This is a genomic window from Embleya sp. NBC_00888 (genome assembly GCF_045207655.1).
Classification (GTDB): Bacteria; Actinomycetota; Actinomycetes; order Streptomycetales; family Streptomycetaceae; genus Embleya.
This window is the reverse complement of sequence record NZ_CP108784.1, coordinates 3,084,842-3,108,215: the sequence shown is the minus strand read 5'-3', so window position 1 is coordinate 3,108,215 and position 23,374 is coordinate 3,084,842. Positions and strand designations below refer to the sequence as shown.

At 69.9% G+C, this 23,374-nt stretch carries 17 protein-coding genes, 1 tRNA gene and 1 pseudogene; 16 read left to right on the top strand and 3 right to left on the bottom strand.

Annotated elements, in window-relative coordinates; genetic code table 11:
* Positions 1-83 precede the first annotated feature (83 nt).
* From OG948_RS12535 to clpX, 5 genes are all read left to right on the top strand, one after another.
* A tRNA-Pro gene (locus OG948_RS12535) sits at positions 84-159 on the top strand.
* Between the two features lie 115 nt (positions 160-274).
* Positions 275-1,699: a trigger factor gene (tig, locus tag OG948_RS12530; RefSeq protein ID WP_406296233.1), complete on the top strand. Its 1,425-nt coding sequence runs from the start codon at positions 275-277 to the stop codon at positions 1,697-1,699.
* A gap of 1,213 nt (positions 1,700-2,912) precedes the next feature.
* Positions 2,913-3,554, top strand: a complete 642-nt coding sequence (locus OG948_RS12525) for an ATP-dependent Clp protease proteolytic subunit (protein ID WP_371863129.1) — start codon at positions 2,913-2,915, stop codon at positions 3,552-3,554.
* Between the two features lie 141 nt (positions 3,555-3,695).
* The gene (locus OG948_RS12520; RefSeq protein ID WP_395862922.1) at positions 3,696-4,358 is read left to right on the top strand and encodes an ATP-dependent Clp protease proteolytic subunit; all 663 of its coding nucleotides are present in this window, start codon (positions 3,696-3,698) and stop codon (positions 4,356-4,358) included.
* Between the two features lie 152 nt (positions 4,359-4,510).
* A complete protein-coding gene (clpX, locus tag OG948_RS12515; RefSeq protein ID WP_360304477.1) occupies positions 4,511-5,791 on the top strand; it encodes an ATP-dependent Clp protease ATP-binding subunit ClpX in 1,281 nt (426 codons plus the stop codon).
* Positions 5,792-5,877: 86 nt separating this feature from the next.
* Here the strand turns inward: clpX and OG948_RS12510 are convergent, their stop codons facing one another.
* Positions 5,878-6,540, bottom strand: a complete 663-nt coding sequence (locus tag OG948_RS12510; protein WP_406296230.1) for a hypothetical protein — start codon at positions 6,538-6,540, stop codon at positions 5,878-5,880.
* A 128-nt stretch (positions 6,541-6,668) separates the two neighbouring features.
* Complete coding sequence (locus OG948_RS12505; RefSeq protein ID WP_406296228.1) at positions 6,669-7,394, bottom strand: hypothetical protein; 726 nt, start codon at positions 7,392-7,394, stop codon at positions 6,669-6,671.
* A 331-nt stretch (positions 7,395-7,725) separates the two neighbouring features.
* Between OG948_RS12505 and OG948_RS12500 the strand changes: the two genes are divergently transcribed.
* The 10 genes and pseudogenes from OG948_RS12500 (at position 7,726) to OG948_RS12455 (ending at position 21,524) form a co-directional block, all read left to right on the top strand.
* The gene (locus tag OG948_RS12500; RefSeq protein ID WP_406296226.1) at positions 7,726-10,359 is read left to right on the top strand and encodes a valine--tRNA ligase; all 2,634 of its coding nucleotides are present in this window, start codon (positions 7,726-7,728) and stop codon (positions 10,357-10,359) included.
* The gene (locus OG948_RS12495; protein ID WP_406300244.1) at positions 10,356-11,885 is read left to right on the top strand and encodes a bifunctional folylpolyglutamate synthase/dihydrofolate synthase; all 1,530 of its coding nucleotides are present in this window, start codon (positions 10,356-10,358) and stop codon (positions 11,883-11,885) included. The genes OG948_RS12500 and OG948_RS12495 overlap by 4 nt, the downstream gene beginning before the upstream one ends.
* A gap of 2 nt (positions 11,886-11,887) precedes the next feature.
* Positions 11,888-12,223, top strand: coding sequence for a DUF4233 domain-containing protein (locus OG948_RS12490; protein WP_406296225.1), 336 nt, complete (start codon positions 11,888-11,890; stop codon positions 12,221-12,223).
* A 119-nt stretch (positions 12,224-12,342) separates the two neighbouring features.
* Positions 12,343-12,753 carry a nucleoside-diphosphate kinase gene (gene ndk, locus OG948_RS12485; protein WP_020550731.1) on the top strand — a complete coding sequence of 137 codons (411 nt, stop codon included), beginning with the start codon at positions 12,343-12,345 and terminating at the stop codon, positions 12,751-12,753.
* A gap of 452 nt (positions 12,754-13,205) precedes the next feature.
* Positions 13,206-14,225, top strand: a complete 1,020-nt coding sequence (locus OG948_RS12480; RefSeq protein ID WP_026218256.1) for a rod shape-determining protein — start codon at positions 13,206-13,208, stop codon at positions 14,223-14,225.
* 123 nt (positions 14,226-14,348) lie between these two features.
* Positions 14,349-15,398 carry a rod shape-determining protein MreC gene (mreC, locus tag OG948_RS12475; RefSeq protein WP_406296223.1) on the top strand — a complete coding sequence of 350 codons (1,050 nt, stop codon included), beginning with the start codon at positions 14,349-14,351 and terminating at the stop codon, positions 15,396-15,398.
* A gap of 4 nt (positions 15,399-15,402) precedes the next feature.
* Positions 15,403-15,909 (top strand): annotated as a pseudogene (gene mreD, locus OG948_RS12470) (rod shape-determining protein MreD); the annotation flags it as partial.
* Positions 15,910-15,958: 49 nt separating this feature from the next.
* Positions 15,959-18,193, top strand: coding sequence for a penicillin-binding protein 2 (gene mrdA, locus OG948_RS12465; RefSeq protein WP_406300243.1), 2,235 nt, complete (start codon positions 15,959-15,961; stop codon positions 18,191-18,193).
* The gene (rodA, locus tag OG948_RS12460) at positions 18,190-19,440 is read left to right on the top strand and encodes a rod shape-determining protein RodA (protein ID WP_406296221.1); all 1,251 of its coding nucleotides are present in this window, start codon (positions 18,190-18,192) and stop codon (positions 19,438-19,440) included. Before mrdA ends, rodA begins: the two co-directional genes overlap by 4 nt.
* A 143-nt stretch (positions 19,441-19,583) precedes the next feature.
* Positions 19,584-21,524, top strand: coding sequence for a TIGR03960 family B12-binding radical SAM protein (locus OG948_RS12455; protein WP_406296219.1), 1,941 nt, complete (start codon positions 19,584-19,586; stop codon positions 21,522-21,524).
* Between the two features lie 122 nt (positions 21,525-21,646).
* On the opposite strand, the gene OG948_RS12450 is transcribed toward OG948_RS12455, so the two are convergent.
* The gene (locus OG948_RS12450) at positions 21,647-22,276 is read right to left on the bottom strand and encodes a hypothetical protein (RefSeq protein WP_406296217.1); all 630 of its coding nucleotides are present in this window, start codon (positions 22,274-22,276) and stop codon (positions 21,647-21,649) included.
* A 257-nt stretch (positions 22,277-22,533) separates the two neighbouring features.
* On the opposite strand from OG948_RS12450, the gene OG948_RS12445 reads away from it, so the two are divergent.
* Positions 22,534-23,352 carry a hypothetical protein gene (locus OG948_RS12445; RefSeq protein ID WP_406296215.1) on the top strand — a complete coding sequence of 273 codons (819 nt, stop codon included), beginning with the start codon at positions 22,534-22,536 and terminating at the stop codon, positions 23,350-23,352.
* Positions 23,353-23,374: the final 22 nt, after the last annotated feature.

Below are 23,374 nucleotides of genomic sequence, written 5' to 3'. Positions count from 1 at the left end.
TGCACGTGGCGCCTAGGTTAGCGGATTGGTGCGCGGCCAGTGCAGACTCTAGCGTGTCGTCCTCTAGACTTCATCGGGCGCCACGGGGCGTAGCGTAGTGGCTAGCGCGCCTGCTTTGGGAGCAGGAGATCGGGAGTTCGAGTCTCCCCGCCCCGACCACCACATCATGGATTCGCTGCAGGATGGATCGGTACGCCGGTTCTGAACCTTCAGTGTGCCGTCAGGCAAGATGCACAGGCCCGGAAGAACAGCCCGCAGCAAGGAGACCCTTACCGTGAAGAGCGCCGTCGAGACGCTGAACCCGACCCGGGTTCGGCTCACCGTCGAGGTTCCCTCCGAGGAGCTGAAGCCCAGCCTCGACGCGGCGTACAAGAAGATCGGCAAGCAGGTGACGGTCCCGGGCTTCCGCAAGGGCAAGATCCCGGCTCGCATCATCGACCAGCGCTTCGGCCGCGAGGCCGTTTTCGTCGAGGCGTTCGATGAGATCCTCTCCTCCTCGTACGGCAAGGCCGTCGAGGAGAACGAGCTGCGCGTCCTGGGCCAGCCCGAGGTCACCGAGGTCACCGACGTGACCGAGCTGGCCGGCGGTGCCGATCTGAAGTTCACCGCAGAGGTCGACACCCGTCCCGAGATCGAGCTGCCGGACTACTCCGGCATCGAGGTCGAGGTCGATGACATCACCGTCACCGACGAGGACGTCGCCGAGAAGATCGAAGAGCTGCGTGACCGCTTCGGTGCGCTGAACACCGTCGAGCGGGCCGCGGCCGAGGGCGACACGGTCGTCATCGACATCGAGGCCAAGGTCAACGGCGAGGTGCTGGAGGACGGCGTCGCGAAGGCGATGTCGTACCAGATCGGCGGCGACACGATGCTGGACGGCCTCGACGCCGCCGTCATCGGCGCGTCGGCCGGCGAGACCAAGACCTTCGAGACCGAGCTCCAGGGTGGCAGCGCCGCCGGCGAGACCGCCGAGGTCTCGGTCCAGGTGACCACCGTCAAGGCCAAGGAGCTCCCCGAGCTCGACGACGACTTCGCGCAGCTCGCCAGCGAGTTCGACACGCTGGACGAGCTGAAGGCGGACCTGCGCGAGAAGCTCGACCACCAGAAGCTGCACGACCAGCAGAACGAGGGTCGGGACAAGGTTCTGGAAGCCCTGCTCGAGCAGATCGAGGTGCCGCTGCCGGAGAGCATCGTCACCGAGGAGATCGAGCAGCGTCGCGGTCAGCTCGAGCAGCAGCTCGGCATGATGGGCATGGACCTGGGCAAGTGGCTGGAGATCCAGGGCCAGACCGCCGAGGAGTACGAGACCGAGCTCCAGGACAGCGTCCGCAAGGGCATGCGCGCCCAGTTCGTGCTCGACGAGGTGGTGAAGAAGGAGCAGCTCTCCGTCAACCAGGAAGAGCTGACCCAGCACCTCATCCAGCGGGCGCAGCAGTCCGGCATGAGCCCGGACCAGTTCGCGCAGCAGGTCATGCAGTCCGGCTACGTGCCGGTCCTGGTCGGCGAGGTCGCTCGCGGCAAGGCCCTCGAGGTCATCGCCAAGGGCGCCAAGGCCAAGGACGCGTCCGGCAACGAGGTCAGCCTCGGAGTCGACCTGCACGCGGACGACGCGGACAACCACGAGGGCCACGACCACGCGGAGACCGAAGAGGCCGCTCCCGCGTCGGACGCGGCCTCGGAGGAGAAGGCCGAGGCCTGATCCACACCCGCGCGACACCCTCGCGACGCCCGCGCGACTCGCGATGGCCGGCCGGGGTGACCCACGGCGCACGCAGTACGTGTAGGACGTAGTACGTGTAGGAGTAGGACCCGACGCTTCGGGCCCGGTCCCCGCTTCGGCGGAGACCGGGCCCGAAGTGCGTTTCGGGCGCGGAGCGCGCGGGTGGGTTCGGGCTGGGGAGCGGGAGGGCTCGCGCGCCCGGAGTACGCCTGGAGCCGGTCGCACGGCGGTCGCACGGTCGGTGTGGACCCGGGGCCGCGCAGCCGTGGTTACGGAGACCGGGTCCGCTCGGCGCGTGCGGCAGGTGCGCGCTCTGGCGGCGGTGGTGGAGATGCGTTCGCGCGGGGAACCACGAACGGAGTCGGGCTCGCGATACGTGTCGCGCCCATTCGTATGGTGCGCGCACGTCGGCTGCTCGCCGGCGACCTCGAAGACGCCTTCGACGGCCCCGAGGAGCCTCTGCGCGAGTCGACTCGGTGTCCGGTATCGGGTTCGTCCGACCGGTGGCCCGTGGAGCCGTTCCCGCCCTCGCCGCCGACCCGCTTGCCCCCCGCGCCGCGGAGGACATGGGTCCACGGCGTGGGAGGGCCTCGTGCCGGCCAACCGCCGAGCCCCGGTCCCGGCCCCGGCTCAGGTTTCACAACTCCGAGCTCCGCGGACACGGGCCCACGGCGCCGGAGGCCCCCGCCGGTTACCCGCCGCGTTCCCCTGTCCCGGTTTCGCCACCCCGAGTTCCGCTCGCCGCCGACCCGATGCGCGCGTGCGGCGAAACGGGGCGCGGCGAAACGGGGTGGTGGGTGTGCGGGGCGCGTCGGCGGGCGTGAGTCGGGTCGGGGCGGGTCGAGCCAAGGGCCGACGTGGGGCTTGAGGGGGGCCGGGGCCGCGGGACCGGACCGGGGGTGCGGCGGGCAGTCGGCGCGGTCGGGCCGGAGCCGACGCGGGACTCGGGGGCCGCGGGACCGACACCGGAAGGTTGTCCCGGCCTCGCTCGATCCGCGCGCGACTACCCCGATACCGCCCGGATGCCGCCTTGCTGCGCTCTGGGCGAACAGTCCTGAGTCTGGGATGGCCTGCGACGATCCGCGCGTTAGGGTCGCTGTACGAAGGGGGTCACCCGCCACGAACGCAGGTGCCTCCCAAGGTCGACTTCGTGACGGCTCGGGATTGCCGTCGGAAACGAGCAGGTGGATACGTGACGAATCCGCAGATCGTGACTCCGGGGCTCGCGGTGCCCACTTCGCGTGCATCTCAGCCGGGTGGGATGGGGCTCGACGACCAGGTCTACAACCGGTTGCTGCGCGAGCGGATCATCTTCCTCGGCTCGGTGGTCGAGGACCAGATCGCCAACGCGATCTCCGCCCAGCTCCTGTTGCTGAACGCAGAGGACCCGGAAAAGGACATCTGGCTCTACGTCAACTCGCCCGGTGGCTCCATCACCGCCGGCATGGCGATCTACGACACGATGCAGTGGATCAGCAACGATGTCGCGACCGTCGCGATGGGCCTGGCCGCCTCCATGGGCCAGTTCCTGTTGACCGCGGGGGCCCCCGGCAAGCGCATCGCGCTGGCCAACTCCGAGATCCTGATGCACCAGCCGTCCGCCGGTCTCGGTGGCTCGGCGTCGGACATCAAGATCCAGGCCGAGCAGCTCCTGCGCACCAAGCGCAAGATGACTCGCCTGATCGCGCACCATTCCGGGCAGACCCCCGAGAAGATCGAGCACGACTCGGACCGCGACCGCTGGTTCTCCGCCGAGGAGGCCAAGGAATACGGCCTGGTGGACCACGTGGTTCGCAGTGCGGCCGAGGTTCCCAACACCGGCAGCACGAGCTGATACCGGCGGCTGTACACAGCTGAACCCGGCTGACCGACAGCTGATCCACACCGGCCGAACCCGGCTGGGAAACAGCATGAGTCGGCCTCCGGTCGCCCAGCCACTGAGTCGAGTCCGCAGTCCCGGAGGGCTGAGATTTCCATGAATGACAATCTGTTCCACCGGCCCGAGGGCCTGGCACCGTTGGCCTCGCGCAGCGCCGAGAGCCGTTACGTCCTGCCGCGTTTCATCGAGCGCACGTCGCAGGGTTTCCGCGAGCAGGACCCGTACACCAAGCTGTTCGAGGAGCGGATCATCTTCCTGGGTGTCCAGGTCGACGACGCCTCCGCGAACGACGTGATGGCGCAGCTCCTGACGCTCGAGTCGATGGACCCCGATCGGGACATCTCGATCTACATCAACTCGCCCGGCGGTTCCTTCACGGCGCTTACCGCCATCTACGACACGATGCAGTTCGTGCGCCCCGACATCCAGACGGTGTGCATGGGCCAGGCGGCCTCCGCCGCCGCAGTTCTGCTCGCCGCGGGAACTCCGGGCAAGCGAATGGCGCTGCCGAACTCCCGCATCCTCATCCACCAGCCGTACAGTGAAACAGGGCGCGCGCAAGTCAGCGACCTGGAGATCCAGGCTCGTGAGATCCAGCGCATGCGCACCATGCTGGAAACGATGCTCGCGCAGCACAGCACGAGGCCGATCGAGCAGGTTCGCGACGACATCGAGCGCGACAAGATTCTGACGGCCGAAGAGGCGCTTGCGTACGGCCTCATCGACGAGATCACCGCACCTCGGAAGGTCGTCGGCTAGTGTCCCCGCCCGGTCGGCGGCTTGCCGCCGACCGGACAACGGTGACCGGTTGATGGTCAAAACCGGGGGATCGGAGATTCCGGCGGGGTACCGTCGAAAGACCAGGCACCAGGTCCGGGACATCCGGGGCCCAGGCGAAGGAGATGCACCTCGTGGCACGCATCGGTGACGGTGGCGACCTGCTCAAGTGCTCGTTCTGCGGAAAGAGCCAGAAGCAGGTGAAGAAGCTCATTGCCGGTCCGGGTGTCTACATCTGTGACGAGTGCATCGACCTGTGCAACGAGATCATCGAGGAGGAGCTCTCCGAGTCCTCCGAGTTGAAGTTCGAGGAGCTCCCCAAGCCGCGGGAGATCTACGAGTTCCTCGACGGCTACGTGGTCGGGCAGGAAGTCGCCAAGAAGGCGCTCTCGGTGGCGGTGTACAACCACTACAAGCGGGTCCAGGCGGGTGAGTCCGCCAAGGCCTCCCGGGACGACGGCGTCGAACTGGCCAAGTCGAACATCCTGCTGCTCGGGCCGACCGGCTGTGGCAAGACGCTGCTGGCCCAGACCCTGGCCCGGATGCTCAACGTGCCGTTCGCCATCGCCGACGCGACCGCGCTCACCGAGGCGGGCTATGTCGGCGAGGATGTCGAGAACATCCTGCTGAAGCTGATCCAGGCGGCCGACTACGACGTCAAGAAGGCCGAGACCGGGATCATCTACATCGACGAGGTCGACAAGATCGCTCGCAAGAGCGAGAACCCGTCGATCACCCGCGACGTGTCCGGTGAGGGCGTGCAGCAGGCGTTGCTGAAGATCATCGAGGGCACCACCGCGAGTGTGCCGCCGCAGGGCGGGCGCAAGCACCCGCACCAGGAGTTCATCCAGATCGACACGACGAACGTGCTGTTCATCGTGGGCGGCGCGTTCGCCGGCCTGGAGAAGATCATCGAGGGCCGGGTCGGCCGCAAGGGCATCGGCTTCGGCGCGCAGATCCGCTCCAAGCGCGATGTGGAGAGCGCCGACTCGTTCGCCGACGTGATGCCCGAGGACCTGCTCAAGTTCGGCATGATCCCGGAGTTCATCGGCCGGCTCCCGGTGCTCACCTCGGTGCACAACCTGGACCGCGAGGCGCTCATCCAGATCCTGACCGAGCCCAAGAACGCGCTGGTGAAGCAGTATCGCCGGCTGTTCGAACTCGACGGGGTCGAGCTGGACTTCGAGATGGAGGCGCTGGAGGCGATCGCCGACCAGGCGATCATGCGCGGCACCGGTGCGCGCGGCCTGCGGGCGATCCTCGAAGAGGTGCTCCAGTCGGTGATGTACGAGGTCCCGTCCCGCAAGGACGTGGCCCGCGTCGTGGTCACCGACCAGGTGGTGCTCAAGCACGTCAATCCCACGCTCGTGCCGCGCGACGTGGTCAAGCGCGAGCGGCGCGACAAGAGCGCCTGAGCCGAACCCTTTGACCGGCGCAGCCGAACGGAAGCCGAGGGCAGCCGGAAAGCGCCCGGGACGGCGGCCGAAGGCACCCAGGACGGTTATCGGGCGGTGCCCGCGTACACGTTCGCGATCACCAGCCGAGCGTGTGCGACACCGGCACCGTCGCTGACGTGGACGAGATCGTGCTCGTCGCCCCACAGACACATCGCCGTGGTGGGGTTGCTCCAGCAGCGGAGCAACCCCGGCGGGCCGGGTACAGGCGGGTCCTCGGTCAGCGACACCGCCGGCACGAAGTCCCGGACGTACGCCGCCGGCGCCGTGTCCCGCCTGGTCGCCAGCGTCAGCAGCACCGTCTCGCCGATCCGGCCGCCGCCGAAGACCTCGGTCCGGACGTCCGTGAAGGTCCGCCCGATCGTCGCGTCGAGTTCGCCGACCGTGCCGGGCAACTCCCGGTGTGGGACCGGGCCTCGGGCCTCGATCGTGGCCGGCATCACGAGCGGTCCGGCGATCCGTACGCCGGCCGGCGCGGTCGGCAGGCCACGCGGCCGACTCGGACCGCCGCCGCTGCCGCCCGAGTCGAGCAGCAGTACGACGACCACCACCGCGGCCACGACCACCGCCACGCTGCCCAGGACGCCCACGAGCAGCGCGGCCCGGTCCCGGGAGCGGTCGCTCGGCGGCGGAGCGCCCGTCGGTGGGCCGCTCGGGTACCCCGCGCCACTCGTCCCGGACTCCTGCCGGCCGCCGTACCCGTCGCTCATTGCCCCCACCACCTCGTGGCTCGGCCGTACGTCATCGGTACCCGGTACAACGACGGTAGGGCCGCGAGGCGACGCACGAACGCGCGTTCCGCCGCGGCCCCGCCGGCGCGTCCGAGGCCGCCCCGCCGCTACTTCTCCAGATCCGCGCGCATCGCCTTGAACTTCGCCGCGGCCTGATCCGCCGACGCCTGGTCGAAGTAGGCCACGGCCGTCGTGTACCGGTCCGCCCACCCGCAGATCGCCGCGGGCCCCGCGGCCGAACCGGGCATGCACTCCAGCGTGCCGCCCAGCGGACCGGCGTCGTAGGACTTCATCGTGACCCCGTCCGGGACGCTGCCGCCGCTGCCGTTCACGTACTCGACCATGCCGCGCAGCATGTGCTCCAACCGCTTGCCCTCGACCCCGGTCATCCCGTCCACGCCCACGAACAGCACCGCACGCGGGCCGGCCCCGGTCGCGCCGTACGCCGCGACCACCACGTTGTTGACGCGGTCGCGCACCTCGCCCGGGTCGACCGGAACGTCGGTGGGCCCGTCGGTCAGCCGAGCCAGGCCGCCCGCGCGGGCGGCGGGCTGGAGCCCGCGCACACCGGCCGGCGTCGACGGCCGGCCGGACGGGACCGATGTCGAGGGCGCGGTCGGCTGGGCCTTGCCGCTCGGCAGCTCCGCCGGCCGCGTCACGGCCGAGGTCGCGGTCGCCCCGGCGTCGGCCGGCCGGTCCGGCGTGGCGACCGCCGGGCCGCTCTTGTCGGCCTTGTCGTCCTTGGCCTGACAACCCGTCAGCACGGATGCCCCGAGCACCGAGACGGTGACGGCGGTGATGGTGGTGAGCAATGTCGAGGTGCGAGTGCGCACGAAATCCCCCCGGATTCACGAATTCACGGTTGTCGGGCCGGCTCCCGACGCTCCGACCGATGCCCCCATCGTCGAAACCGGATACCGCCCACGGCGCAAGCTAGCGGTGCCCGGCGACCGGCGGGGTCGCGGTGACAGCACGGTGACAAGGGCGGGACGCCTCCGGCGCGAAACCGACCCCCGAGCCCGCCTCCGAGCCCGCCTCCTCGACGGCCGCGTCACCACCACCCCGCCGTCGCACCGCCGCCGCCCGCCCGCCGCGTCACCGCCATGCCGCCGCCCCACCGCCGCCGCGTCGAAGGCGCCCGCGCGCCTTCCGTAGACTGGGGCGGTGACCGAGAACACCATTCCCGCAGCCGCTGCCACCGAGCAGCCGCAGGCCCTTCCCTCCCAGTACACCCCCGCCGAGGTAGAGGGGAAGCTGTACGAGCGCTGGGTAGCCGCGGGTTGGTTCGAGGCCGACGCGAAGAGTGACAAGCCCCCGTACACGATCGTCATCCCGCCGCCGAACGTCACCGGACAACTGCACCTGGGCCACGCGTTCCAGCACACGCTGATGGACGCGCTCACCCGCCGCAAGCGCATGCAGGGCTTCGAGGCGTTGTGGCTGCCCGGCATGGACCACGCCGGCATCGCCACCCAGAACGTGGTCGAGCGCGAGCTGGCCAAAGAGGGCAAGTCCCGGCACGACCTGGGCCGCGAGGAGTTCGTGGACCGGGTCTGGCAGTGGAAGGAAGAGTACGGCGGGAAGATCCTCGGCCAGATGCGTCGCCTCGGCGACGGCGTCGACTGGTCGCGGGAGCGCTTCACCATGGACGAGGGCCTGTCCCAGGCCGTGCAGACCATCTTCAAGCGGCTCTACGACGACAAGTTGATCTACCGCGCCGAGCGCATCATCAACTGGTGTCCGCGCTGCTTGACCGCGATCTCCGACATCGAGGTCGAGCACCAGGACGACGAGGGCGAGCTGGTCTCGATCCGCTACGGCGACGGCGACGCCGCGATCGTGGTGGCCACCACGCGCGCCGAGACCATGCTCGGCGACACCGCCGTCGCGGTGCACCCCGGCGACGAGCGGTACGCGCACCTGGTCGGCACCGAGATCGAACTGCCGCTCACCGGGCGGCGGATCCCGATCGTGGCCGACGAGCACGTGGACCCCGAGTTCGGCACCGGCGCGGTCAAGGTGACCCCGGCGCACGACCCGAACGACTTCGAGATCGGCCGCCGGCACAACCTGCCGATGCCCTCGATCATGAACGAGCGGGCGATCGTCACCGTGCACGGCCCGTTCGAGGGCCTGGACCGCTACGAGGCGCGCTTCGCGATCGTGGCCGCGCTGCGCGAGCAGGGTCGGATCGTCGCCGAGAAGCGCCCGTACACGCACGCGGTCGGGCATTGCTCGCGCTGCAAGACCACCGTCGAGCCGCGCCTGTCCATGCAGTGGTGGGTCAGGGTCGAGCCGCTGGCCAAGGCCGCCGGCGACGCGGTGCGCGACGGCCGGGTGACCATCCACCCGCAGGAGCTGGCCGGGCGCTACTTCGGCTGGGTCGACAACATGCACGACTGGTGCATCTCGCGCCAGTTGTGGTGGGGCCACCGGATCCCGGTCTGGTACGGCCCGAACGGCGAAACGGTCTGCGTGGGCCCGAATGACGAGGCGCCCACCGGCGAGGGCTGGACGCAGGACACCGACGTGCTCGACACGTGGTTCTCCTCCGCGCTGTGGCCGTTCTCCACGCTGGGCTGGCCCGAGCAGACCGCCGACCTGGCCAAGTTCTATCCGACCGACGTGCTGCTCACCGGGCACGACATCATCTTCTTCTGGGTCGCCCGGATGATGATGTTCGGCCTGTACGCGATGGACGGGCAGGCGCCCTTCCACACCATCGCGCTCACCGGCCTGGTCCGCGACCAGTTCGGCAAGAAGATGTCCAAGTCGTTCGGCAACGTGGTCGACCCGATCGACTGGATGGACGCGTACGGCACCGACGCGCTGCGCTTCACCCTGGCCCGCGGCGCCAACCCCGGCACGGACGTGCCGATCGGCGAGGACTGGGTCCAGGGCTCGCGCAACTTCTGCAACAAGATCTGGAACGCGACCCGGTTCGCGCTGATGAACGGCGCGACCGTCGAGGGCCCGATGCCGGCCGCCGAACAGCTCGCGGCGGCCGACCGCTGGATCCTGTCCCGGCTGGACGCGGTCGTGGCCGAGGTGGACGCGTACTACGAGGACTACCAGTTCGCGAAGCTCTCGGACACGCTCTTCCACTTCGCCTGGGACGAGGTCTTCGACTGGTACGTCGAGCTGGCCAAGCTGCCGCTCAACGGCGAGGACGAGGCCGCCGCGCAGGCCACCCGGCGCGTCCTGGGCCATGTCCTGGACGTGACGCTGCGGCTGCTGCACCCGATCGTGCCGTTCGTGACCGAGGAGTTGTGGACCACGCTCACCGGCGGCGAGTCGCTCGTGCCCGCCGAGTGGCCCACCCCGAGCGGGTTCGCCGACCCGGCCGCCGAGGCCGAGATCACCACGCTCCGGCAGGTGATCACCGAGGTTCGCCGGTTCCGCTCGGACCAGGGCCTCAAGCCCGGCCAGCGGGTGCCGGCCAACATCTCGCTCGCGGGCACCGCGATCGCCGCGCACGAGGCGGCGCTGCGGCAACTCGCCCGCTGCACACCGGCCGGCGAGGGCTTCGCGGCGACCACGTCCTTCCCGGTCGCGGGCGCGGTGATCGAGCTGGACCTGTCCGGCGCGATCGACTTCGCCGCCGAGCGCAAGCGGCTGACCAAGGACCTGGCCGAGGCGGAGAAGGTCCGCGACGTGAACACCAAGAAGCTCGGCAACGCCGGCTTCCTGGCCAAGGCCGCCGCCGACGTGGTGGACAAGGTCCGGGACAAGCTGACCGGAGCCGAAGCCGACATCGAACGCATCAAGGGCCAGCTCGACCGGCTGCCCACCGCCTGATCCGACCGGCCGCGCGGCCCGGGCACACCCGCCCGGGCCGCGCGGACGATCGGCGAGCCGCCACCCCCGGCTCGGACCCGAACCCCCGAAGAACTCGATCGGAACCGGTGACACCAGTGACAGACCCCGCCGAGGCAGCGGCCGCACAGCGCGCCGTGGAGGCCGAGCTGATCGGGCGCTGGCCCGAGACCAAGCTCGACCCGTCCACCGACCGCGTGGTCGCGCTGATGGACGTGCTCGGCGAACCCCAGCGGGCGTACCCGGTCATCCACATCACCGGCACCAACGGCAAGACCAGCACGGCTCGGATGATCGAGGCGCTGCTGCGCGCGTTCCAACTGCGCACCGGCCGCTTCACCAGCCCGCACGTCGAGTCGATGACCGAGCGGATCAGCCTGGACGGCGAGCCGATCAGCGCCGAGCGGTTCGTGGAGACCTACCGCGACATCCTGCCCTACATCGACATCGTGGACGCCGCGCAGCCGTACCGACTGTCCTTCTTCGAGGTGATCACCGCGATGGCGTACGCCGCGTTCGCCGACGCGCCGGTGGACGTCGCGGTGGTCGAGGTCGGCATGGGCGGCACCTGGGACGCGACCAACGTGGTGGACGGCACGGTCGCCGTGGTCACCCCGATCGCGCTGGACCACGTCGCCCGGCTCGGTGTCACGCCCGGCGAGATCGCGGTGGAGAAGGCCGGGATCATCAAGAAGGACAGCCTGGTCGTGCTGGCGCAACAACCGGTGGACGCGGCCGAGGCACTGATCCGACGCGCGGTCGAGGTGGACGCGACGGTGGCCCGTGAGGGCATGGAGTTCGGCGTGGTCCGGCGCGACCTCGCGGTCGGCGGCCAGTTGCTCACCCTGCGCGGCCTGGCGGGGGAGTACGAGGACGTCTTCCTGCCGCTGCACGGCAGCCATCAGGCGCACAACGCGGCGGTCGCGCTGGCCGCGGTGGAGGCGTTCATGGGTGTCGGGGTGGCCGATCGACCCGGGCTCACCAGCGGTGGCGCGCTGAACGCGGACCTGGTCCGCGAGGCGTTCGCGTCGGTCACCTCGCCGGGCCGACTCGAGATCGTCCGGCGCAGCCCCACCGTGCTGATCGACGCCGCGCACAACCCCGCCGGCGCCCGGGCCGTCGCGCAGGCGATGACCGACTCGTTCGACTTCCGGCATCTGGTCGGCGTGGTCGGCGTGATGGGCGACAAGGACGTGCGAGGCGTGCTGGAGGCGCTCGAACCGGTGCTCGCCGAGGTCGTGGTGACGCAGAACTCGCAACCACGCGCGATGCCGGTCGACGAACTCGCCGCGCTCGCGGTCGAGGTGTTCGGCGCGGACCGGGTCGACGTGCAGCCGGCCCTGCCGGACGCGATCGAGGCCGCCGTCACGCTGGCCGAGGAGGAGGGCGACCTCGGCGGCGCGGGCGTGCTGATCACCGGCTCCGTGGTCACCGTCGGCGAGGCCCGGGTGCTCCTCAAGGGCGCCGACACCGGGGGAGCCGGCCATCGCAACGGAAGGGACGCCTGAGCATGCGCGCGCTGTGTTCGACCCACCTGATCGGCCAGGCCATGGTGATCTGCCTCGCCGCGCTGGTCGCGATGCGGCTCACCGACATCTCCACCGGCGTGTTGTGGGCGGTCGCCGGGCCGTCCGCTCTCTTTTGTGTGCTGCTGTGCGCCAAGCTCAAGGAACCGTGGGCGATCAGCGCCGGCTGGGTGCTGCAACTGGGTCTGTTCGTGACCGGTTTCGTGGTCCCGATGATGTTCCTGATCGGCGTGGTGTTCGCGGCCATCTGGTACGGCTGCATCCGGGTCGGGCGGATCATCGACGCCGCCAAGGCGGCCCGGATGGCTACCGCCGAGTGACTGAAGGCGTACGGCCGAAAGGTTGATGCGTTACCCCGGATAGGCTCTGGGCGTTGACCGTTCGTCGGGCCGCAAGGTCTGTGCCCGTACCCCCCTTTTCGAGGAAGCAAGGAGCCAACGTGTCCGAGCGCACGCTCGTCCTGGTCAAGCCGGACGGAGTCCGGCGTGGTCTCGTCGGTGAGGTCATCGGCCGTATCGAGCGCAAGGGCTTCACCCTGGCCGCGCTCGATCTGCGGGTGATGGACCGCGAGACGATCGAGCGGCACTACGCCGAGCACGAGGGCAAGCCGTTCTACGCCCCGCTCGTGGAGTTCATGACCTCGGCCCCGTCCGTGGCGCTGATCGTCGAGGGCGAGCGGGTGATCGAGTCCTTCCGCGTACTCGCCGGCGTCACCGACCCGATCAAGGCCCTGCCGGGCACCATTCGCGGCGACTTCGCCACGATCACCCGGGAGAACATCGTGCACGGCTCCGACTCGCCGGAGTCCGCCGAGCGCGAGATCAAGAACTTCTTCCCCGAGCACGCCTGAGCGTCCGGTCGCGGCGCCCGGGGTGTTGGACGACCCCACGCGTCGTGCCGGACCCGTGCCGTGTCGATTCCCGCCGTGACGCACGCGTCGCGATGAAGGGCGAAGGCCGCGCGACGCGCGCGGGCCGCGCGGGAGATCGATTTTTTTCGTGACCACGCCGTGCGGACCTCCGCACGACCTGCCGGGACGCCGATCGGGCGCCGACCGTGCGCTGTTAGAGGGAAATCCCTCCACTTGCCGCGCGTGGCACGCAACCCCTCACCCCGTGATCACGTCATGGTGGATGGAGGGTGCAGCCGTGCCCCGGTACGTCGCGGTTCTGCCGCCGGTACACCCGTGCCTACGATGTTGGTCGGTCGATCCGGTGTCGTCGGTGCGACGTCCCTCGGCCGGCTCATGTCCTCATGGCTACGAGCTCGGGAAGGCCCTAGGTTCTTTATATGGCGAACAACTTGTCGTTCATCGGTCGTGACATGGCGGTCGACCTCGGTACGGCCAACACGCTGGTGTACGTCAGAGGCCGCGGCATCGTATTGAACGAGCCGTCGGTGGTCGCCAAGAACACCACTACCGGGGGCATCCTGGCGGTCGGCGCCGAGGCGAAGAAGATGATCGGGCGCACGCCCGGCAACATCGTGGCGATCCGACCGCTCAAGGACGGCGTGATCGCCGACTTCGAGATCACCGAGCGGATGTTGCGCTACTTCATCCTCAAGGTGCACCGCCGCCGGTACCTGGCCCGTCCGCGCGTGGTGATCTGCGTGCCCTCGGGCATCACCGGCGTCGAGCGCCGCGCGGTGGTCGAGGCGTCCAGCCAGGCCGGCGCGCGCAGCGTGCACATCATCGAGGAACCGATGGCCGCCGCGATCGGCGCCGGTCTGCCGGTGCACGAGGCGACCGGCAACATGGTCGTCGACATCGGCGGCGGCACCACCGAGGTCGCGGTCATCTCGCTCGGCGGCATCGTCACCGCGCAGTCGATCCGGGTGGCCGGCGACGAGTTGGACAACGCGATCATCGCCTACGTGAAGAAGGAATACTCGCTGCTCCTGGGCGAGCGCAGTGCCGAGGAAATCAAGATGTCGATCGGCTCGGCCTTCGACCTCGGCGAGGACGAGCACAGCGAGATTCGCGGCCGCGACCTGGTCAGCGGCCTGCCCAAGACGATCGTGATCTCCACCTCCGAGGTCCGCAAGGCCATCGAGGAACCGGTCAACACCATCGTGGACGCGGTCAAGAGCACGCTGGACCAGTGTCCGCCCGAACTGGCCGGCGACGTGATGGATCGCGGCATCGTGCTCACCGGAGGCGGCGCCCTGCTGCGCGGCCTCGACGAGCGGCTGCGGACCGAGACCGGAATGCCGATCCACATCGCCGACAACCCGCTGGACTCGGTGGCCCTGGGCGCGGGCAAGTGCGTCGAGGAGTACGAGAAGCTCCAGCAGGTACTGGACGCCCAACCACGCCGCTGACCCGGGACGCGGGGGTGCTCGGCCGGCCCACCGCCCCCGGATCCGGTCCGGCGCGGCCACACACCACAACTGCCCACAACTGCCCACAAGCGCCGCAACGTACGAAAGGGGCGGGCGCGCATCGTGAGGGACTCCCGGCACGGTCGGCTGGTCCTCGTGCTGCTGCTAGCGATCTCTTTCGCCCTCATCACCGTGGACATCCGCGGTGGCCGGAACTCGCCCATCGCGAATGTCCGCGACTGGGCCTCGGCCGTGTTCGGCCCCGCCGAACGCGGCGTGTCCGCCGCAGTGGACCCCGTCGGCCGGGCCGTGAACGCGGTCAAGGACGCGGGATCCCACGAGAGCGAGAAGAAGCGCCTGCAGGACGAGAACGCCAAGCTTCGTCAACAGGTGGACAACATCGAGTTCGACCGCAATCGCGCGGCCGAATTGGACAAACTGCTCAAGGTCTCCTCGGCCGGGCAGTACAAGATCAAGCCCGCGCGCGTGGTCGCCATCGGGCCCGCCCAGGGCTTCTCCTGGACGGTCACCCTCGACGCGGGCGCGGGCGACGGCATCAAACCGGACATGACCGTGATCAACGGTGACGGTCTGGTCGGCCGGGTGACCCAGGTGGGTCCGATGACCTCGACCGTGCTGCTCGCCACCGACCCCGGATTCGCGGTCGGCACGCGCCTGGCCGGGTCGATGGAGATAGGGATCACCTCGGGACGCGGCGACAAGCCGATGAACCTCAAGCTGCTCAACGGGCAGGCCCGGGTCAAGAAGGGCGACCGGCTGGTCACCTTCGGCTCGCAGGGCGGCAAGCCGTTCGTGCCGGGCGTGCCGGTGGGCGAGGTCGCCGAGGTGCGCAACACCCCGGGCGAACTCACCCGCAGCGTCGAGGTGCGGTCGTACGTGCGCTTCTCCGGCCTGGACACGGTGGGCGTGGTGATCGAACCGCCGCGCACCGACCCGCGCGACGCGGTGCTGCCACCGCCGATCCAGGAGGCGGCCGCGCCGCCGAGTACGCCGCCCGTGCCGCCGGCACCGCCCGCGAGCACCGAGCCGCCCAAGGGCGCCTCGGCCGCGAAGCCGCCCGCCGGCGGGACCCGGACCAACAACGCCAACGCCGCCGACGCGCGCCGCCGGCCGCCGCCCGGCGGCGCGACCCCACCGACCGGAAGGGACTGAGACGGTGCGGATCTCCCGCGTGTTCTATGCCGCGCTGCTGATCGTCGTCGCGCTCGTGGTCCAGGTGAGCGTGCTCGCCCGGCTCGGTCTGCCCGGTGCGGTGCCGGACCTGCTGCTCCTGGTGGTGGTCGGGCTCGCGCTGACGTACGGGCCCACCGCCGGCTGCGTGATCGGCTTCGCGGCCGGACTGTGCGCCGACCTCGCGCCGCCCGCCGACCACGCGGCGGGCCGGTACGCCTTCGTGTTGTGCCTGGCCGGGTACGTCGCCGGCCTGTTCGTCTCGCGCAGCCCCAGACGCTCGGTTCTCACACCGATCGCCGTGGTCGCGGTCGCCGCGGCGGGCACCACCGTGCTGTACGCGGCGGTCGGCGCGCTGGTCGGCGACGGCGCGGTGCGCCAGGTGGGGCTGACCAAGCTGCTGCTGACCGCGGTGGTCTACGACGCGATCCTGGCGCCGTTCGTGGTGCCGTGGGTGATGGCGCTGGCCCGCAAGGTGGATCCCAAACCGATGCTCTCGGGCCTGTCCCGGTAAGGGGTGAACGCCCAAGATGCGTAAACGCATGCCCAGCCTGCTCAACGCCGGCCGCTCCAGGGGAGACGGCGCGCACCGCGTGCGGGCCCGCATGGTGATCCTGCAGATCCTGGTCCTGTCGCTGATGATCACCCTCTTCGGCCGGCTGTGGTACCTGCAGATCCGCGAGGGTGACCACTACGCCGCGGCCGCGTCGCAGAACCAGGTCCGGGACGTGGTGACCCCGGCCGTGCGCGGGCAGATCCTCGACGACAAGGGCCTCCCGCTGGTCAACAACCGCACCGCGCTGGTGGTCTCGGTCAGCCGCACCGAACTGCTGCGGATGCCCGACTCCGGCGCCGCCGTGCTGACCCGGCTCGCCGAGGTACTGCAACTGCCCGCCGACGAGGTCAAGGCACGCACCCGGCTGTGCGAGCGCAACGTGCCCAAGCCGTGCTGGAACGGCTCGCCGTACCAGCCGATCCCGGTCACCGACAACGCCACCACCGAGCAGGCGCTGACCATCATGGAGCACCGCGAGGAATTCCCCGGGGTGACCGCCGAGCCCACCGCCGTGCGGCAGTACCCGGCGCCCGAGGGGGCCAACGGCGCACACCTCGTGGGCTACCTCTCGCCGGTCTCCGACGACGAGTTGAGCAAGCAGAAGGCCGAGGGCAAGAAGGACCTCCAGCGCGCCGACGAGGTCGGCCGCAGCGGTCTGGAGCGCACCTACGACGCGGACCTGCGCGGCAAGTCCGGGGTCACCGGGCTGTCCGTGGACCACCTCGGCCGGGTCACCGGCACCGTCTCGGAGACCGCGCCGGTGCCCGGGAACCACCTGGTGACCAGCATCGACGCGAAGATCCAGGCGATCACCGAGCAGCAGTTGGACGAGGCGATGAAGCGGGCCCGGGGGACCTTCGACGCGGGCAACACGCACAAGAACTTCGTCGCCGACGCGGGCGCGGCCGTGGTGATGGACATCAAGACCGGCCGGGTGATCGCGATGGCCAGCGCGCCCAGCTACGACCCGTCGGTGTGGGTGGGCGGCATCTCGCCGGAGGACTACAAGGCGCTCACCGACGAGAAGGCCGGCGTGCCACTGGTGGCCCGGGCCATACAGGGTCAGTTCGCGCCGGGCTCGATCTTCAAGGTGATCTCCACCTCGGCCGCCGCCGAGTCGGGCTACTCCACCAAGGCCAACTACGACTGCTCGCCCAGCATCACGGTCGGCGGCACGACCTTCAACAACCTGGAGTCCAGGGGCTACGGCCCGATCTCGCTCCAGCGCGCGCTGGAGGTCTCCTGCAACACCGTCTTCTACGGCATCGGCTACGACATGTGGCTCAAGGACGGCGGGATCTTCGGCAAGAACCCCAAGGACCCGATGGTCACCATGGCCAAGAACTACGGCCTGGGCGCCCCCACCGGGATCGACCTGCCCGGCGAGTCCGGCGGACGGATCGCCGACCGGGCCTGGAAGAAGCGCAACTGGGAGCAGAACAAGGACGCGTGGTGCAAGCAGGGCAACACCGGCAACGAGTACGTGGACAAGATCGCCAAGGAGAACTGCGTCGACGGGTGGCAGTTCCGCGCCGGTGACGCGATCAACTTCGCGATCGGCCAGGGCGACACCACGGTCACCCCGTTGCAGATGGCCCGGGTGTACGCGGCCATCGCCAACGGCGGCACGTTGTGGAAGCCGTCCATCGGCAAGGCCGTGGTCAGTCCGGACGGCAGGCTCGTGCGCGAGATCCAGCCACAGGCGGCGGCCAAGCTGCCGATAAGCGACGCGACGGTGAAGTACCTGCAGAACGCGCTGATCGGCGTCGAGATGAACGGCACCGCGGCCGGCGTGTTCGCCAACTGGCCGAACGCGCAGATGCCGATAGCGGCCAAGACCGGCACCGGCTCGGTGTACGGAAAGCAGAGCACGTCCTGGTTCGCCACCTACGGCGGGTCCAAGGACGGCCCGCAGTACGCCGTGGTGATGATGGTCAGCCAGGGCGGCACCGGCTCCGGCACCTCGGGTCCCTCCGTCCGCAAGATCTACGAGGCGCTGCTCGGCGTCGACGAGAAGGGCGCGATCGACCCGGCCAAGGCGCTGCTGCCCGCCCCGCCCACGGGGCTGCCGCACGTCAAGGAGGACGGCAGCGTCGTGCCGGCCGCCCATCTGCTCCCGCCGCGCCCGGGCGGGAACAACGCTCCCACCACTACCGCGATGTCCGCGCCCGGGGCACTGCCGCCCGATCGCGTGGTCTACCGGACGGGGAGAGGGACATGAGCCTGAAACTGCGACCCGCCTCGCGGGTGGCCGGATTCGGTACGCCGGACCTGGGCCGACTCGCGCCGGTGTTCACCCCGCGCCGGTCGCTCACCCGACAGATCATCCAGCGCGACGCCCCGGTGCGTCGGCTGGACTGGATACTCCTGGGCCCGGCGCTCGCGCTGTCCTTGGTGGGCTCGCTACTGGTGTGGTCCGCGACCCGTAATCGGCGCGGACTCACCGGCGGCGATCCGCAGTTCTTCTTCAAGCGGCACCTGCTCAACCTGGCGATCGGGCTGGTCCTGGCGACAGTGGTGGCGATAATCGGTCACCGTCGGATAAGGGCCTTCGCGCCGTTCGTCGGGATCGTCGCCGTGCTCGGGTTGATGGCCGCGCTCAGCCCGCTGGGCAGCACGATCAACGGTCAGCGGGCCTGGATCCAACTGGGCGCGGGCTTCTCGGTGCAGCCCGCCGAGTTGGCCAAGATCGCGATCATCCTGTGCATGGCGATGATCCTGTCCGAACGGGTGGACACCGGGGACCTGGCCAGACCGGGCGACAAGGCGGTGTTCTGGGCGCTGGTGGTGGCGGCGCTGCCGATGGCGGTGATCATGCTGATGCCCGACCTCGGTTCGGTCATGGTGCTGGCGATGATCGTGCTCGGTGTGCTGCTCGCGTCCGGTGCGCGGGCGCGCTGGATGGTCGCGCTGATCATGATGGCCGTGGCCGGCGCGGTCGCGGTCGTGCGCCTCGGGCTGCTCAGCGAGTACCAGATCGACCGGTTCCGGGCCTTCGCCAATCCGGACTTCGATCCGGGCGGCGTCGGCTACAACACCGTGATGGCCCGGCTGGCGATCGGCTCGGGCGGGCTCACCGGCAAGGGACTGTTCCACGGCGAGCAGACCAGCGGCCAGTACGTGCCCGAACAGCAGACCGACTTCGTCTTCTCGGTGGCGGGCGAGGAGCTGGGCTTCATCGGCTGCTGTGTGATCATCGCGCTGTTCGGGATCCTGCTGTGGCGCGGGATCCGGATCGCGCTGCACGCCGACGACCTGTACGGCACGATCGTCGCGGCCGGCGTGGTCGCCTGGTTCGCCTTCCAAGCGTTCGAGAACGTCGGGATGAACCTGGGCATCATGCCGGTGGCCGGGTTGCCGCTGCCGTTCGTCTCCTACGGCGGATCCTCGATGTTCGCGATCTGGATGGGGATAGGGCTGTTGCAGTCGGTGCACATGCGGCACGCCGGCGCCTTCAAGTCGGCCTGAGCCGAGCCGGCGCCTCGGCCTCGCACAGGCTGCCGGCCACCCGTCGCGGGCGGACCCCCATCGGACAACCCGGTAGGGGGTCCGCCCGGATCGCGTTAGGCTGGGAGGTCGATCCCCCTCCCAGCCCCATCGGAAGGACCGCCATGCCCGTCGAGTCCCTGTTCCCGCGTCTGGAGCCGCTTCTGCCCCAGGTGCAGAAGCCCATCCAGTACGTCGGTGGCGAGCTCAACTCGACCGTCAAGGACTGGGACGCGTGTACGGTCCGCTGGGCCCTGATGTACCCGGACGCGTACGAGGTCGGCCTGCCCAACCAGGGCGTGATGATCCTGTACGAGGTCCTCAACGAGGTCGCCGACGTGCTCGCGGAGCGCACCTACGCGGTGTGGGGCGACCTGGAAAAGCTGATGCGCGAGCACGACGTGCCGCAGTTCACCGTGGACGGCCACCGGCCCGTCGGCGCGTTCGACGTGTTCGGGCTGAGCTTCTCCACCGAGCTGGGCTACACGAACATGCTCAACGCGCTCGACCTGGCCGGGATCCCGATCGAGGCCAAGGACCGCACCGAGGACCACCCGATCGTGCTCGCCGGCGGACACGCCGCGTTCAACCCCGAGCCGATCGCGGACTTCATCGACTGCGCCGTGGTCGGCGACGGCGAGCAGGCCGTGCTCCAGATCACCGACATCATCCGGGCCTGGAAGGCCGAGGGCCGGCCGGGCGGTCGGGACGAACTGCTGTTCCGCCTCGCGGTCACCGGCAACGTCTACGTGCCGCGCTTCTACGACGTGGACTACCTCGACGACGGCCGGATCCAGCGGGTCGCGCCGAACCGCTCGGGCGTGCCGTGGCGGGTGTCCAAGCACACCGTGATGGACCTCGACGAGTGGCCGTACCCCAAGCAGCCGCTGGTCCCGCTCGCCGAGACGGTGCACGAGCGCATGTCGGTGGAGATCTTCCGCGGCTGCACCCGCGGTTGCCGGTTCTGCCAGGCCGGCATGATCACCCGGCCGGTGCGCGAGCGCAGCATCAAGGGCATCGGCGAGATGGTCGACAAGGGCCTGAAGGCGACCGGCTTCGAGGAGGTCGGCCTGCTGTCGTTGTCCTCCGCCGACCACACCGAGATCGCCGAGGTGGCCAAGGGCCTCGCGGACCGCTACACCGACGACAAGATCGGCCTGTCGCTGCCGTCCACCCGGGTGGACGCGTTCAACATCGACCTGGCCAACGAGCTGACCCGCAACGGTCGCCGCTCGGGTCTGACCTTCGCCCCCGAGGGCGGCAGCGAGCGGCTGCGCAAGGTGATCAACAAGATGGTGTCCGAGGAGGACCTCATCCGCACGGTCGCCACCGCGTACGGCAACGGCTGGCGCCAGGTGAAGCTCTACTTCATGGTCGGTCTGCCCACCGAGACCGACGAGGACGTGCTGCAGATCGCGGACATGGCCAAAAAGGTCATCCAGAAGGGCCGCGAGGTCTCCGGGAGCCGGGACATCCGCTGCACGGTGTCGATCGGCGGGTTCGTGCCCAAGCCGCACACCCCGTTCCAGTGGGCCCCGCAGCTCGACCCCGCCGCCACCGACGCGCGACTGCACAAGTTGCGCGACGCGATCCGCGCGGATCGGCAGTACGGCAAGTCGATCGGCTTCCGCTACCACGACGGCAAGCCGGGCGCGATCGAGGGCCTGCTCTCGCGCGGCGACCGCCGGGTGGGCCGGATCATCCGCGCGGTCTGGGAGGACGGCGGCCGATTCGACGGCTGGAGCGAACACTTCAGCTACGACCGCTGGGTGCGCTGCGCCGACAAGGCGCTGTCCGACGAGCCGGTGGACCTGAACTGGTACACCACCCGCGAACGCGAGTGGAACGAGGTGCTCCCGTGGGACCACCTCGACTCCGGCCTGGACAAGGACTGGCTGTGGGAGGACTGGCAGGACGCCCTCGACGAAACCGAGGTCGACGACTGCCGCTGGAGCCCCTGCTTCGACTGCGGCGTATGTCCGCAAATGGGGACGGAGATCCAAATCGGCCCCACGGGCCAGAAGTTGCTGCCGCTGTCGGTCAAGCAACCGGCCACACAGGGCTAGGACCGGGACGAGGGGCGGGTCCTCCGAGGGCTCGGAACGAACAGGCGGTCGGGCGACGAGTCCGGCCGCTTTTCGTTTCCGCGCGGGGTGCCGCGGCGGGCGATGCGGTGCGGGATGCCGCGTTACTTGCCGAGGTCCTGCTTCAGCTCCGCCCCGGCGCCGACCCTGCTCACGCCGAGGGTGCGCGACGGTTCGTGGCGGTTGACCTCCACGGCGGCGGACGAACGGCCGGACGCTCCGCCACCCGCGGCGGGCACGAAGCCCGTGGCCGCGCTCTTCGCCACGGACTCGTTGGCGACCTGCGTCCTGACCGGGGTCGGCGCGGGCGTCTCCTTGACCACGCCGGCCCGTCGCCTGGCTGCGGCCTCGGAGCCGGGCTTCCCGAGCAACTCCGCGTCCCTGAAGGCGTCGGCGTCCGCGCGGAGGCTCTCACGCATGGCTGCCGCAACCTCGGCTACGGATGGTTCAGGCTGTGGGGGCGCCAGTTTCGCGGGCTGCACCCTCGCGCCCAGCCTCGATGTGGATCCCGGGGGGAACCACCGCTGGTTGTGCGCGGCGGCGGCCGGCTGTTGCGCCTTTCTCATCCTCCCGTCCGGGTTGCCCGAGACGCGCGTCAAAGCCTCGCCGACCGACTCTTTCACCGATGCTGCGATCTCCCCCTCGGTGGCCGCCCTTTTGGCGACCTTCCCTTTGGTGGCCTTGGCGCCGAACTGCTTGACCCCGATTCGGAAGATGTTCGGGATCTCGTTCATCTTCGCCACTGTGCACCGCCTTCACGAAGTCGTTGCGAGAGTGCAGGACTCTTTCGGCTACACCTTGCACCAACCGGCGGAAGCTTCCCAGCCCTTCGGACCCAGCCGGCCTCGCCGGCGGCACCGAGGCGGCGGCGCGGGTCGACGCGCGGTCGAGCCGGGCTGCCGGTGCGCGCCATCGAGTAGTCGCATGGTCACCCGAAGCAGCAATGGTGGTCCCGCCTCCTTGTCGGTGGCAGGGCCACTAATCTTCCCGGGTGAATGCAAACGGGGAGCAACCGGAACCGGCGCCGTGGACGCCGTCGACGAGCAATCACCCACCGGGGCCGCCGACCCGGGCCGAACCGACCTGGCAGCAGCGCGCCGAAGGCACGCGCACCGGCGGCGGCCCCGAACCGGGCGAGGGGTGCCTGTACGCGGTGGTTCGCTGGCCGGCCCGGATCATCGCGCTGATCATCGTGGTCCCGCTGCGGCTGCTGTGGGAGCTGCTGTGCCTGATCGGCCGGGGCATCAAGTTCCTGCTCTGGACCTGGTTCCTGTGGCCGATCCTCAAGGGTCTGAAGATTCTGCTGTGGGACTGGTTCCTGTACCCGGTGCTCAGCTTCGTCGGCCGCTACATCCTGGTCCCGATCGGCAACGCGATCGCGTGGCTGGTGACCCACCTGCTGATCCGCCCGCTCGTCTTCCTGTTCAGGTACGTGCTGCTCAAGCCCGCGACGTGGCTGTGGCGGTACGTGCTGCGTCCGGTCGGACGCGCCACGCTCCAGGCGCTGCGGTTCGCGTGGGACGTGTCCACCGCCGTCCTGAACTTCCTGATCGTGCGGCCGCTGTCCTGGTTGTGGCGGGCCGTACTGGTCCCGATCGGTCGCGGCATCGCCGTGGTCTGGCACCACCTCGTGGTACTGCCGGTGTCCTGGGCGTGGCGCAACGTGCTCACGCCGATCGGCAGGGCCATCCGCGCGGTGTGGCGATTCGTCGTCGTGGCACCGCTGCGCTGGGTCGGCCGCACCATCCTGCGGCCGATCGGCCGGGCCACCGCGGAGGTGCTGCGGGCCATGGGAATCGGGGGCCGCTGACCCGACCCGTCCGATGGCCGTA

Coding starts and splice junctions, on each gene's coding strand:
- OG948_RS12520 (WP_395862922.1), top strand. CDS start 3,696: ATGAATGACAATCTGTTCCACCGGCCCGAGGGCCTGGCACCGTTGGCC.
- OG948_RS12510 (WP_406296230.1), bottom strand. CDS start 6,540: ATGAGCGACGGGTACGGCGGCCGGCAGGAGTCCGGGACGAGTGGCGCG.
- OG948_RS12455 (WP_406296219.1), top strand. CDS start 19,584: ATGCCCGTCGAGTCCCTGTTCCCGCGTCTGGAGCCGCTTCTGCCCCAG.
- mrdA (WP_406300243.1), top strand. CDS start 15,959: ATGCCCAGCCTGCTCAACGCCGGCCGCTCCAGGGGAGACGGCGCGCAC.
- OG948_RS12490 (WP_406296225.1), top strand. CDS start 11,888: ATGCGCGCGCTGTGTTCGACCCACCTGATCGGCCAGGCCATGGTGATC.
- OG948_RS12450 (WP_406296217.1), bottom strand. CDS start 22,276: ATGAACGAGATCCCGAACATCTTCCGAATCGGGGTCAAGCAGTTCGGC.
- rodA (WP_406296221.1), top strand. CDS start 18,190: ATGAGCCTGAAACTGCGACCCGCCTCGCGGGTGGCCGGATTCGGTACG.